The sequence below is a fragment of the Stenotrophomonas sp. 93052_Sma genome (genome assembly GCF_056481145.1).
This window is the reverse complement of sequence record NZ_CM151134.1, coordinates 4,120,503-4,133,341: the sequence shown is the minus strand read 5'-3', so window position 1 is coordinate 4,133,341 and position 12,839 is coordinate 4,120,503. Positions and strand designations below refer to the sequence as shown.

Annotated in this window: 7 protein-coding genes and 2 pseudogenes; 5 read left to right on the top strand and 4 right to left on the bottom strand. The window is 67.6% G+C overall.

Going from position 1 to position 12,839, the window contains the following annotated elements; translation table 11 throughout:
* Positions 1–19 precede the first annotated feature (19 nt).
* Together ACZK2V_RS19300 and ACZK2V_RS19295 are read right to left on the bottom strand one after the other, a co-directional pair.
* Positions 20–1,348: a CitMHS family transporter gene (locus tag ACZK2V_RS19300; protein WP_005419191.1), complete on the bottom strand. Its 1,329-nt coding sequence runs from the start codon at positions 1,346–1,348 to the stop codon at positions 20–22.
* Positions 1,349–1,422: 74 nt separating this feature from the next.
* Positions 1,423–2,562, bottom strand: a complete 1,140-nt coding sequence (locus ACZK2V_RS19295) for an OprO/OprP family phosphate-selective porin (RefSeq protein ID WP_486323343.1) — start codon at positions 2,560–2,562, stop codon at positions 1,423–1,425.
* A gap of 240 nt (positions 2,563–2,802) precedes the next feature.
* On the opposite strand from ACZK2V_RS19295, the pseudogene ACZK2V_RS19290 reads away from it, so the two are divergent.
* The 4 genes and pseudogenes from ACZK2V_RS19290 to ACZK2V_RS19275 all read left to right on the top strand — a co-directional run bounded on the left by ACZK2V_RS19290 (position 2,803) and on the right by ACZK2V_RS19275 (position 6,605).
* Positions 2,803–3,490: pseudogene (locus ACZK2V_RS19290) on the top strand (response regulator).
* Positions 3,483–4,874, top strand: coding sequence for a sensor histidine kinase N-terminal domain-containing protein (locus ACZK2V_RS19285; RefSeq protein ID WP_486323342.1), 1,392 nt, complete (start codon positions 3,483–3,485; stop codon positions 4,872–4,874). Before ACZK2V_RS19290 ends, ACZK2V_RS19285 begins: the two are co-directional and overlap by 8 nt.
* Positions 4,871–5,926, top strand: coding sequence for an ABC transporter substrate-binding protein (locus tag ACZK2V_RS19280; RefSeq protein WP_182266673.1), 1,056 nt, complete (start codon positions 4,871–4,873; stop codon positions 5,924–5,926). The genes ACZK2V_RS19285 and ACZK2V_RS19280 overlap by 4 nt, the downstream gene beginning before the upstream one ends.
* 28 nt (positions 5,927–5,954) lie before the next feature.
* Positions 5,955–6,605, top strand: coding sequence for a response regulator (locus ACZK2V_RS19275; protein WP_005414428.1), 651 nt, complete (start codon positions 5,955–5,957; stop codon positions 6,603–6,605).
* A gap of 636 nt (positions 6,606–7,241) precedes the next feature.
* Here the strand turns inward: ACZK2V_RS19275 and ACZK2V_RS19270 are convergent.
* Positions 7,242–9,884, bottom strand: coding sequence for a hybrid sensor histidine kinase/response regulator (locus ACZK2V_RS19270; RefSeq protein ID WP_486322686.1), 2,643 nt, complete (start codon positions 9,882–9,884; stop codon positions 7,242–7,244).
* 66 nt (positions 9,885–9,950) lie between these two features.
* Positions 9,951–11,118: pseudogene (locus ACZK2V_RS19265) on the bottom strand (OprO/OprP family phosphate-selective porin).
* Positions 11,119–11,450: 332 nt separating this feature from the next.
* Here ACZK2V_RS19265 and ACZK2V_RS19260 point away from each other — a divergent pair.
* Positions 11,451–12,794, top strand: a complete 1,344-nt coding sequence (locus ACZK2V_RS19260) for a dicarboxylate/amino acid:cation symporter (RefSeq protein WP_032129107.1) — start codon at positions 11,451–11,453, stop codon at positions 12,792–12,794.
* The last annotated feature ends 45 nt before the right edge of the window (positions 12,795–12,839 follow it).

The window sequence follows — 12,839 nt, the reverse complement described above, 5'->3', positions numbered from 1 at the left end:
AAGGCTCCTTGGCAAAGGGTCAGGCGGCGAGGGGATACAGGCCGAACAGCAGGCTGCCGATCATCAGCAGCATCGAGATGGCGATGGCCCACTTCAGGGTGAACTTCTGGTGGTCGGCGAATTCGACCTTGGCCAGGCCCACCAGCAGGTAGGTGGACGGCACCAGCGGGCTGAGCAGGTGCACTGGCTGGCCGGCCAGCGAGGCGCGTGCCATTTCCACCGGGGTGATGCCGTAGTTGCCAGCGGCCTCGGACAGGATCGGCAGCACGCCGAAGTAGAACGCGTCGTTGGACATGAAGAAGGTGAACGGCATCGATGCCACCGCGGTGATCACCGCCAGGTAGGGGCCCCACGATTCCGGAATCACCGCCAGGAAGCTGTGTGACATCGCTTCGACCATGCCGGTGTTGTTGAGGATGCCGGTGAAGATGCCCGCGGCGAAGATCAGCGACACCACCGACAGCACGTTGCCGGCATGGTTGACCACGCGACGGCGCTGCTCGGCCAGGTTCGGGTAGTTGATCACCAGGGCGATGGCGAAGCCGACCATGAACAGCACCGGCATCGGCAGCACGCCGATGATCAGCGCGGTCATCAGCGCCACGGTCAGGGCCAGGTTCACCCACAGCAGCTTCGGGCGCTTGATGTCTTCGGCGTCTTCCACGGTCGGCAGCGGGTTGCTGTCATCGGACACGCTGTTGTCCATCCAGCTGCCGCCCTTGGGCAGGGTGACCACGCCGAGGCGACGGCGTTCCTTCAGGCCCAGGTACCAGGCCAGCAGCAGCACGCCGGCACAGGCGATCACCATCGACGGGATCAGCGGCACGAACACGTCGGCCGGGTCCACGTGCAGCGCGGTGGCCGCGCGTGCGGTCGGGCCGCCCCACGGGGTCAGGTTCATCACGCCGCCGGCGAGGATGGTCACGCACGTCATGTTCAGCGCGTTCATGCCCAGCCGCTGGTACAGCGGCAGCATCGCCGAGACGGTGATCATGTAGGTGGTCGAGCCATCGCCGTCGAGCGAGATCAGCATCGCCAGCACTGCAGTGCCAAGCACGATCTTCATCGGGTCGCCCTTGACGAAACGCAGGATCACCCGCACCAGCGGATCGAACAGGCCGGCGTCGATCATCACCCCGAAGTAGAGGATGGCGAACATCAGCATCACGCCGGTCGGGGCGATCTTCTTGATGCCCTCCAGCATCATCTCGTCGATGCCGGCACCGAAGCCACCGATCAGCGCGAACAGGATGGGGATGGTGATCAGGGCGACGAGCGGCGACAGGCGCTTGCTCATGATCAAGTACATGAACGTAATGACCATGCCAAAGCCGAGGATGCTCAGCATCATCTGCGGACTCCTTGCGAAAACAGGACGTGGGGAGTGGAAGGGGCCCGGGCGGAATGCCCGGAATGTCGGGCCTAGAAGTCGTACTGCAGGCGGCCGGTGACGGCGCGCGTGCGGTCCACCGTGACCCCGGCCAGGCGGTCGCGGTTGCGGCTTTCGATCACGTTGAGCATGAAGCGAAGGTTGTCGCGCAGGTACCAGTTGCCGCCCAGCGTCCACGCTTCGGTGCTGCCACGGCGCAGGTCGGGTGCACCGTCGAGGTGCTGCGCGCCCCACATCTGGTCGTAGCGCAATGCCACTTCGAAGGCACCGGCCTTGTGGCGGATGTCCTTCACCCGCGCGAAGCGACCGGTCTTGCGGTCATACGCGCGGCTTTCGCCGGTGACGAACCAGCTGAGCATGCCGTAGGCCGCCATCACGTCACCGCGCTGCGCGCCGTCATCGAAGGTGGCACCGCTGAATTCCCCCTGCCACGACAGCGGGCCGCGCACCTGCGCGTATTCCAGCGACCACTTGTTGACGTCGGTATCGCGGCCGGCGGAGAAGTCGACCAGGGTCAGGCGGCTCTCGTCGGACAGGTGGCCGGCCGGGCGCGGGCGGATGCGCAGGCCGGGCACGCCGTTGGCGCCCGGGTTGTCATAGGCCTCGCGGGCCAGCGACAGGCCCAGGTGCAGCACGTCGCCATCGCTGGGCGAGGGGGCCCAAGTGACGCGGCCACCGGCGGCGCGGCCCTTCACCTGCCAGGCGTCGATGCTTTCCAGGCTGTAGAGGCTGGCCGCCCAGGTGAAGTCCCCCGGGTTGGCCTGCCACGACGCACCCAGGCGGTACAGCGGCGCCAGCGTAGTACCGGCGTTGCCGCGCTCCAGGAAGCTGCCGTAGTTGGAACTGGTGCGGTCATCCAGCGAGAAGTACTGCTTGAACTGGCCCACGGTCAGCTTGCCGGCCTTGCCGAAGCTGCGTGCCAGGTACACGTCCTTGGCCTCGACGCGGTCGCCGGAGAAATCGGCTTCCAGCTTGTAGTCGACCACGAAGAACTTGCCGGACACATCGACCCAGGCACGGCGGATCTCGGTGTCATCCTTGTTCGGCGTACCGCGGTTGTCGTTGTCGAAGGTGGCGAAGTCCAGGTGCAGGCGGCCTCCGAGCGAGGCCGTGACCGGACGATCGTCTTCGGCGGCAAAGGCCGGCGCCGACAGGGCAGCCAGCGCCATCATGGCGGCAGGGCGCCGCCAGGCAAACGTGAATTCCACAAACCCTCCCAGGTGCGCGCCAGGCGCGGCAATCGTGGGCACCGGACGGTGCGCGGCCGCAGTCTGGGTCGGGCAAGCTGTCATCGTCCTGTCAACGGATTGTGCGGTGCAGCGTAAAACCGGCCACTGCGCTCACTGGGCCACGCCCGGCAAGCGCGGCGGCGGCATGCGGTAGCATTCGTTTCCCCTCCCACCCCCGTGCCCATGCGCCTGCTGCTGGTCGAAGACAACCCGGATCTGGCCGATGCGATCATCCGCCGCATGCGCCGCAGTGGGCACGCCGTGGACTGGCAGGCCGATGGCCTGGCGGCCGCCAGCGTGCTGCGCTACCAGAGCTTCGACCTGGTGGTGCTGGATATCGGCCTGCCCAAGCTCGATGGCCTGCGCGTGCTGGCCGGCATGCGCGAGCGCGGTGACAGCACACCGGTGCTGATGCTGACCGCGCGTGATGGCATCGAAGACCGTGTGCAGGCGCTGGACGTCGGCGCCGACGATTACCTGGGCAAGCCGTTCGATTTCCGCGAGTTCGAAGCGCGCTGCCGCGTGCTGCTGCGACGCGCGCGGCCAGGCCAGCGAAGTGGTGCAGATCGGTGGCTTCCAGTTCGACAATGCCGCGCACCGGGTCAGCCTCGACGGCGAACCGATCGAACTGCCGAACCGCGAGTACCGGCTGCTGGAGATTCTGGTCGGCCGCCTCGGCCAGGTGGTCGGCAAGGATGAGATAGGCAATGGCCTGTTCGGCTTCGACGATGAAGCCGGCCCGAATGCCATCGAGCTGTATGTGGGGCGCCTGAGAAAGAAGCTGGCAGGCGCACCGCTGCGCATCACCACGGTGCGCGGCGTTGGCTACCTGCTGGAAACCAGTGATGACAGCACCGACGCCGATGGCTGACGCGCGTACCGCGAACGCCGCACCGGGCTCGCTGCGGCGCACGCTGCTGCTCTACCTCGGCGCGTTGCTGGCGGTGTTCGCGGTGGCTCTGCTGTTTGCCGCGCGCGGCTATGGCCAGCGCGCCGCCAACCGTTCCTACGATTACCTGTTGGTCTCTTCGGCGCTGTCCATCGCCGATTCGGTGGCGCTGGTTGATGGCCAGTGGCAGGTGGATCTGCCTTATGCAGCGCTGGACCTGCTGGCGATGGCCCCGGAAGACCGCGTGTTCTATCGGGTCGCCGACAGCCGTGGCAACCTGATCACCGGCTATGGCGACCTGCCGGCGCCGCCGCGCCGGCCCGGCACGCAACCGCAGTTGTTCGATGCCGCCTACAGCGGCGAGACCGTGCGCTTCGTGGTGGTCGGCCGCAGTTTTGCTGCCGCCTCGGCGCAGGGGGAAGTACAGGTGCAGGTCGGCCAGACCCGGCGTGCGCGTGAAGCGGTCGCGCAGGACATGGTCAACCGCGCACTGCTGGCGATCGGTGTGCTGTCCGGCCTGCTGCTGGCGCTGGTGGCCTTTGGCGTGCATCGCGCATTCCGGCCATTGGTGCGGGTGGAACGCGAGCTGTCGCGCCGCGAGCCGTCCGATCTGAAACCGCTGGATGCGCGCGTGCCGCGCGAGATGGACCAGATGGTGGCGGCGTTGAACCGCTTCATGGAACGACTGTCCAGCAGCAACGAGACCTTGCGCGCGTTCATGGCCGAGGCCGCGCACCAGATGCGTACGCCGTTGGCTGCCCTGCGCGCGCAGGCACAGCTGGCGCTGGATGACGACGACCCCGAGGACATGCGGCGCAGCCTGCAGGCGATCGAACGCAATGCCACCCACATGAGCCGGTTGCTGAACCAGCTGCTCAGCGATGCCAGCGTGATCCATCGCTCGCATCTGCAGCGCTTTGCAGCGGTGGACCTGGCCGAGACCGTGCACCAGGCCCTGCATGAAGCACTGCCGCAGGCCGGCCCGGCACCGCGCGTGCAACTGGCGATGACCGCCGAGCCGGTACAGGTGCATGGCGATGCGCTGCTGCTGCGCGAGGCGATCAAGAACCTGGTCGACAATGCACTCAAGTACGGCGGCGACGGTCCGTTGCAGATCGCATTGACCGTGGAAGGCGGGCAGGCCGTGCTGACCATCGCCGACCACGGTGCCGGCATTGCCGCCGCTGATGCCGAACGCGTGTTCGAGCGCTTCGCCCGTGGCGAGGGCGCGCCGTCCGGCGGCGCCGGGCTGGGCCTGGCCATCGTCAAGCGCGTGGTCGACAGCCATGGCGGCCGCATCGATCTCAGCAACCGTCCGCAGGGTGGTTTGATCGCTACCATCCGCCTGCCCCGGAGCAGTTCATGATCCGCCTGTTCGCCACCGCCGTTGCCCTGCTGTTGGCCCTGCCGGTGCTGGCCGCGCCCGGCGATGTGCGCCGTTTTCCCGCACAGGCAAAGACCACGGCGCAGCTGCGCATCCACGGCACCACCGACATCGAAGTGTTCGCGGTGGTCATCGCCGACTACCAGCGGCTGCACCCGGGCACCGAAGTGGTGTACGAGGACATCATCACCCAGGACCTGTACGCGCGGTACCTGCACGACCGCGGCGGACCGGCATCGCCGGACCTGCTGATCTCCAGTGGCATGGACCTGCAGACCAAGCTGGTCAACGATGGTCATGCACTGCCGCACCGCTCCGCGCAGACCGCCGCGCTGCCGGCTTGGGCGCAGTGGCGCAACGAGGCATTCGGCATCAGCTACGAGCCGGTGGTGATGGTCTACAACACCCGCGCGCTGACGGCTGCGAGGGTGCCGCACACGCGCCGGCAACTGCTGGACCGGTTGCGCGCCGAAGGCGCACCGCTGCGCGGCAGGGTCGGCACCTATGACATCGAACGCAGCAGCGTCGGCTACCTGCTGTCAACGCAGGATGCGCAGCGTGGCAGCATCGCCGGTGCGCTGCTGGGCGCGCTGGGCGACAACGACGTGGTGCGCGAGGAGCGCACCGGCGTGCTGCTGGACAAGGTGGCCAGCGGACAGCTGTCGCTGGTCTACAACGTGCTCGGCTCTTACGCGCAGGCGCGCATCGACGCGGGTGCTCCGCTGGCGATTGTGGAGCCTGAGGACTACACGCTGGTGGTACTGCGTACCGCGGTGATTCCACGCACCGGCCCACACCCGGAAGAAGCCCGGCGCTTCCTCGACTACCTGTTGTCGCCGCGTGGCCAGCAGGTGCTGTCACGCGAGGCACGGCTGATGCCGATCGTCACCGGCAGCGCACGTGGCGACGATGCACCCGGCCGCAGCCGTCGTCCGATCCAGCTGGGCCCGGGCCTGCTGGTGTACCTGGATGCACTCAAGCGCCGCCAGTTCCTCGATGCCTGGCGCAGCAGCGTGGAGCCGGCAGGGCGCTGAGGCGACGGCCTGCCCGTACAATGGCGGCATGAGCGAATACACCATCCTGATCGCCGATGACCACCCGCTGCTGCGTTCGGCAGTGGTGCAGTCATTGCGGCAGAGCCTGCCGCTGGCGCAGGTGCGCGAGGTCGCCAGCGCCGAGGCATTGGCCGAAGCCCTCGACGCGCACCCGGACGTGGACCTGGTGCTGCTCGACCTGACCATGCCTGGCGCACACGGTTTTTCCGCGCTGCTGCACGTGCGTGGCTCGCATCCGGACATTCCGGTGGTGATCCTCTCGTCCAACGACCACCCCCGTGTGATCCGCCGCGCGCAGCAGTTCGGTGCTGCCGGTTTCATTCCGAAGTCGGCCCCGGCCGAGACCATTGGCGAGGCCGTGCAGGCGGTGCTCGATGGTGGACTGTGGTTCCCGGCGATGGCCGCCGAGCGCTCGGAGGCCGATGCGCTGCTGGCCAGCCGCCTGGCCCAGCTGACCCCGCAGCAGTTCCGCGTGCTGCTGTGCCTGGCCGATGGCCTGCTCAACAAGCAGATCGCGTATACGCTGGGATTGGCCGAGAACACGGTGAAGGTGCATGTCACCGCGATCCTGAAGAAGCTCGAATGCCATAGCCGAACGCAGGCGGCAGTGCTGGTGAAGGCGCTGGAGCCGGAAGGCGACGCGGGCATCGGGTTGTAGTTTCCAGCCAACGGCGCAGCCCCTCGTGGGTGGACACGTAGAGCAGTTCATGGGTGAGGCCGGGCAGGTGGACTGCGCAGGGGCCGCTGCAAGTACGTCCATGTAAGCTCGGTCGCCGCTTGCTCGTGTGCGCAGTCCTGCGCACACGGCAAGACCGGGGTTGGGCGTCCTGCCCAACCCGCCCGAGGCATGCCTCGGGCCCATGCGGCTCACGCCCCTGCGCAGCCCACCTGCCCGGCCACGGACAGGTTCCGTGCGCATCCATCCACGGAAGAGAAAAGAACATCAAAAGCAAAGGCAGCCTGGCAGGCCGCCTTTTGTAGAGCCGAGCCCACGCTCGGCTGCTTTGCGGTCAGCCCGCGATGCCGAGCATGGGCTCGGCTCTACACGAGCAAGCGCAGCGCGACCGGCTTTTGTTCTTCTTTTTCTTCTCCGTGGGTGGCAGGCCACCGAAATCTGTCAGAGGCCGGTCGGGTTGGGTTCGCGGGGGTGTCAGCCGCATGGATGCGGCTGCCAAGCCTCCAGGGACGGATTCACGGCGTCCCCCGCGAACCCAACCCGACCGGCCCACCCACGGCTTCTGCTTTCCACGACCAATCAGGCACCACCCATGAGGGGCTGCGCCGTTGGCTGGAATCACCCGCGATGCCGCACCAGCAACTGACTCATCAGCGCCCGCAGCGCCGGCGGCTTCACCGGCTTGGCCATCATTCCCCAGCCACGCTCGGCAGCCATCTCACGCAATCCCGCATCGCGCTCGGCAGTGACCAGCACCACCGGCGGGCGGGCCCGCCACAGCTCTGCCAATGTCTCGTACAGCACCGGGCCGTGGTGGTCACCCATGCGCACATCCAGCAGCACCAGCTCCGGCACGGTTGCCGTCGTGGCCAACTGCAGCGCTGCCTGCGGGCCATCGGCCAGCAGCACCTCGCAGCCCCACCGCTCCAGCAGCGCGCGGCTGGCCGCGCACACGTGCGGATCGTCATCGATCACCCACACCCGGCGCCCTCGCAGCGGGTTGTCCGCCGCCGGTTCCTGCGCCAGCACCGGCGCGGGCGCGGTGGCGGGAATCGCGCTGGCGTCGCCGAACGGCACGCCCACGGCGAACACGCTGCCCTGGCCCAGCTGCGAGCGCAGCCGGATCGGATGTCCGAGCAGGCGGCCGATGCGGTCGACGATGGCCAGGCCAAGGCCGGCACCGCGCTGCTGGCCGTCGTGCAGGCGGCGGAACTCCTCGAAGATCTCGCCCTGCAGCGCATCGGGGATGCCGGGGCCCTGGTCGTGCACTTCGATCCACAGCAGGCCCTCGCGGCGGCGGCAGCCGAGCAGCACGCGGCCACGTTCGCTGTAGCGCAGTGCGTTGGACAGGAAATTCTGCAGGATGCGGCGCAGCAGCGCTTCATCGCTGACCACCACCGCATCGGTATCGACCCAGTCCACCACCAGGCCACGTGACTGCGCGGCGATGCCGAATTCGCGCGCCAGTGTCTGCAGCAGCGGCCCGAGCCGGAACGCCTGCACACGGGTCGGCAGGCTGCCCGATTCCAGCCGCGCGATATCCAGCAGGCTGTTGAGGATCGCATCCTGCGCGGCCAATGCAGCGTCGATGTGATCGCTGGTCTGCTGCTGCGCCGGATCGCTCAGCTTGCCGCGCAGCACCGAGACGAACATGCGTGCTGCGTTGAGCGGTTGCAGCAAGTCGTGCACGGCCGAGGCGACGAAGCGGGTCTTGTAGCGGTTGGCCTGTTCGGCCTCGCGGCGTGCTTCGTCCAGGTCGTGGGTACGTTCGGCGATGCGGTGTTCCAGTGCATCGGCCAGCGAGCGCAGTTCGCGTGCAGCATTCTTGTAGCTGGTGATGTCGGCGTAGCTGGTGACGAAACCGCCGTCGGGCAGCGGGTTGCCGCGGATTTCCAGCACCGTACCGTCGTCCTTCTCACTTTCGCGCATGTGCGGTCGGCCGCTGCGCAGGTGGTTGAGGCGACGCTCGATGGCCTCGTCGACCGGGCCGGGACCGAGCAGGCCACGGCGTGCGTTGAAGCGGAACAGTTCCTCGATGGGCCGCCCCACGCGCACGAGGTCCAGCGGGAAACGGAACAGCTCCAGGTAGCGCGAATTCCATGCGACCAGACGCAGGTCCCGGTCGATCACCACCACGCCCTGCGGCAGGTGCTCAAGGCTGCGGCTGAGGCCGCTGTCGGCATCCGTGGCGGCCTGCAGCAGGCCATCCTGTGCGGTGCGCAGTTCCTGTGCATGCTGCTTGAGCAGGGTTTCCAGCTCGCGGCGGCTGCGCAGGCGATGCTTGGCCAGACGCCGGCGCTGCTGTATGAACAGCACCAGGAAGCCCAGCGCCAGCCATGCGGCACCTCCGGTAAGCGCGGCCGCACGGCCGGCGGCGGTGGCGGCACTGGCGTCGTGCAGCAGGTGCAGGTTCCAGTCTTCGGCCGGCAGCGCAAGGCTCTGCCACAGCATCGGCTGCGGCAATGCCGGATCCAGCAGGCGCACCATGCGGCCGCCATCGGCCAGTACATCCTCGGTACGTGCGCGCAGTGGCTGCAGGGTGCGATCGGCGTACTGGCGGGCGTCCAGCATTTCGCGGCGCTCATCGGCGCCCAGCGGTCGCAGCAGGCGGTAGCGCCAGCTGTCACGGTTGGCCAGGAACACCACGTCGTGGTCGTCACTGGCCAGCACCACGTCAGGGCTGCTCAGCCACTCCTGCTCCAGTGCCGACAGCTCGACCTTGATCACCACCACGCCGAGCCGCTTGCCGTCTTCCTCGATGGCCTGCGACAGGTAGTAGCCGGGCACGCCGGTGGTCATGCCAATGCCGTAGAAGCGGCCGCGGCCCTGGGCCAGCGCCTGGCGGTAATAGGGACGATAGCTGTAGTTCTCACCGACGTTGGTGGTCGGCTGGTCCCAGTTGCTCGCCGCCACCGCCACGCCATCGTGACCGACCAGGGTCAGGGTCGAGGCACGGGTGACTTCATTGGCGCGTTGCAGCTTGAGGTTCAGCCGCTGCCGTTCGGTGGGCGAGGGCTGCACACGCAGGGCGTGCAGAAGATCCGGATCCAGTGCCAGTACCTGCGGCAGCGTGCCGAAGCGGTCGATGCGCTGCTGCAGGCCCTGGCCGTACAACTGCAGCTGGCGTTGTACCTGGCTGCTTTCCTCACCGAGGGCGCGCCGCCAGGCGTAGTGGCCGGCGGCGACCGCACACAGCACGGTGCCGCCGACCATCACCGCGATGGTCAGCAACAGCGTCCGGTGGCGGCTGAGCCAGTACATGGCGGCAGTCTACGCAGGGCCGGCGGGCGTGGCGTACACGCCCGCCGGGATCTGACGTGGAAGGGGTCAGAAGTGCATCTGCGCGCGCAGTTCGAAGATCTCCGGCGTGCTGTGCACGCCGCGACGGCTGGCGTCGACCTTGACGTAGTTGGCCTGGAACTTGAAGTGGCTGGTCAGGTACCAGTTCGCACCCAGAGTGAGGTCGTGCTGGCGGCCGCCGAGGATGCTGCCATCGTCGAGGTCGAGGCGGCTGTAGCGGGCCACCAGTTCCACTGCGCCGTAGTCGTGCGCCGGCTTGATGTTGGCCACCGCACCGGCGTTGTACGGGCGCGATTCGCCGGTCAATACCCAGCTGGCCATCGCGTACTGGCCGCTGCCGGTGTAGTCGGGCTTGCCGTCATTGCGGGTGACCGTGGCGCGCAGGGCTTCGGCCTGCAGCGAGAACGGGCCGCGGATCCAGATGCCTTCCAGGCCGGTGCGGCGGATCTGGTCGGCGGTGACCAGCGCGCCGGAATCGACATAGCGGATGTCGGTCAGGCCGGCTTCCGGACGTGCGCGCAGGCGCGCTGGCCTCGTGGTGCACGTCGCGGCCATCGCTGTAACCGCGCGGATTTTCCTGCGAGTAGGCCAGGCCCAGGTGGATCACGTCACCCGGCGCCTTCACCGGGGTCCACACCGCACGCACGGCCTGGGTGGTGCCCGGGTTGTCACCCTGCAGGTCCTTGCCGCCATAGGCGCCGGCCTGCAGCAGGTACTGCGGGCGCTCCAGCACCCATTCCACACCCGTGCGGCGGCCAGCGTAGAAGGCCTGCACCGGCAGCGCGGTTTCCAGGAAGCTGCCGGCGCGCGAGGACGTGTTCGCGTCCAGGCCGACCGGGGTCTTCATGTAGCCGAAGCGGAAGCGGCCGATGTCGCGGCCGAAGAAGGCCTTGCTTTCGAAGCGCACGAACACGTCCAGCCAGGTATCGGACTGGAAGTCGTAATAGACCATCGCGTCGTAGACGCCCTTCTTCTTCAGCGTCGCACCGAACTCCTTGCGGCGCACGGCGTCGTCGTCCTCAAGGCCACTGCCCGAGGAGAAATCGTTGTAGTCGTAGGCGATGTTGGCGGTAGCGGCCAGCTCGGTGCCGTCGCCGAAGGCGTACTTGGTCGGCCAGTTGTCGAAATCGGCAGCCGAAGCGAAGGCGGGAAGCGCGGCCAGCGACAGGGCCAGCAAGGTGGGAATCGGGCGCATGTTGGGTGCGGCTCTCTCAGATTGCGTGTGGACAGGACAACAACGGCCGCAAGGGCCGGAACTTTCGCAATGACGCGCCCGGCCGTTCAGCTCGGGCCACCGGCCTCCCCGTGATCGGGCGGTGCGGCGCCAGTGTAGGCATCGCGGCCACCTGAACCGGGGGGCTAGTACCAATAGGTTATCTGCGCCAGCGAGCCCGGCGCGTACAAAGGCGTCCATTGGTCGCACCCCCTGCGCGTGCTGCACAGGGCCTGCGGTCAGTTTCCACGGTAACGGTTCCCGTGCAGTCCCGGGGCCGTACGTGCCTGAAAACGCCCCTTCCGGAGTCCGCCATGCACATCCCGACCGCAGCACCGGTGCCTGCAAAGCCGTTGCCGATCTATCGCCAGCTGTACTTCCAGGTGATCGTGGCGATCGTCCTGGGCGCCATCCTCGGCCACTACGAACCGTTGATCGGCGAGAAGATGAAGCCGCTCGGCGATGCCTTCATCAACCTGGTGAAGATGATCATCGCACCGGTGATCTTCCTGACCATCGTCACCGGCATCGCCGGCATGACCCACCTGCGCACGGTGGGCCGCGTATTCGCCAAGGCGATGGCGTACTTCCTGTTCTTCTCCACGCTGGCGCTGATCGTCGGCATGATCGTGGCGCACGTGGTGCAGCCCGGCGCCGGCATGAACATCAACCCGGCCGAGCTGGACCAGACCGCGGTGCACAGCTACGTCGAGAAGTCGCATGACCTGACCCTGGTCGGCTTCCTGATGGACATCATCCCGAAGACGCTGCTCAGCGCGTTCGTCGATGGCAACATCCTGCAGGTGCTGTTCGTGGCCGTGCTGTTCGGCATCGCGCTGGCATCGGTGGGCGAGAAGGGCAAGCCGATCGTGAACTTCCTGGAGGCGCTGGTCGCCCCGGTGTTCAAGCTGGTGCACATCCTGATGAAGGCCGCGCCGATCGGTGCCTTCGGCGCAATCGCCTTCACCATCGGCAAGTACGGCGTTGGCTCGCTGATCAACCTGGCCTGGCTGGTGGGTTCGTTCTACCTCACCGCCTTCCTGTTCGTGGCGGTCATCCTGGGCCTGGTCTGCCGCCTGTGCGGCTTCTCGGTGTTCAAGCTGGCGCGCTACCTGAAGGCCGAACTGCTGCTGGTGCTGGGCACCTCCTCGTCGGAGTCGGCGCTGCCGTCGCTGATGGAGAAGATGGAACGCGCCGGCTGCAGCAAGTCGGTGGTGGGCCTGGTGGTCCCGACCGGCTACTCGTTCAACCTGGACGGCACCAACATCTACATGACCCTGGCGGCGCTGTTCATCGCCCAGGCCACCAACACCGAACTGACCCTGGGCCATCAGATTGCCCTGCTGCTGGTCGCCATGCTCAGCTCCAAGGGCGCGGCCGGCGTCACCGGCGCCGGCTTCATCACCCTGGCCGCCACCCTGGCTGTGGTGCCGGAGGTGCCGGTGGCCGGCATGGCGCTGATCCTGGGCGTGGACCGCTTCATGAGCGAATGCCGCTCGCTGACCAACTTCATCGGCAATGCCGTGGCCACCGTGGTGGTCTCGCGCTGGGAGGGGGCGCTGGACCGCAACCGCCTGAAGCTGGCGCTGGATGGCCGCGAAAGCGAACTGCCGCCGCTGGTCGATGCCGTGCCCGAGGCGCTGCCGGCCAGGGGCTGATCCAGGTGTGTGGTACCGCGGGGCCGATCACGACAGTGGTACGGC